The organism is Blautia schinkii, assembly GCF_013304825.1.
Classification (GTDB): domain Bacteria; phylum Bacillota; class Clostridia; order Lachnospirales; family Lachnospiraceae; genus Blautia_A; species Blautia_A schinkii_B.
Window position 1 is genome coordinate 1 of record NZ_JAAWUO010000055.1, and the last position, 334, is coordinate 334.

The following is a 334-nucleotide window of genomic DNA, read 5'->3' on the forward strand; positions in this document are numbered from 1 at the left end:
AAGGCAGGTTACCCACGCGTTACTCACCCGTCCGCCACTAGAAAAATCATATCGACCGAAGTTTCAATAAAGTTTCCCGTTCGACTTGCATGTGTTAAGCACGCCGCCAGCGTTCATCCTGAGCCAGGATCAAACTCTCTGATAAAATGTTTGATTCATTTACTCAAGACAACCGTTTGGCTATCTCTCGTTTTACTGCTAAATAGGTCGTAACTCCGACTCGCTTCCGCTCATCGGAGCAGGTTCATGCTTTCGCATTCACCCGAACCGTTCTTTAAATAAATGTAAAGAAATTTTCGAGAATCGTATGTGTTTCACTGTTTAGTTATCAAGG

General features: G+C 43.7%; 1 rRNA gene. It reads right to left on the reverse strand.

Going from position 1 to position 334, the window contains the following annotated elements:
• Window positions 1–145 (reverse strand): 16S ribosomal RNA (locus HFM85_RS16040); the annotation flags it as partial.
• Window positions 146–334 lie beyond the last annotated feature (189 nt).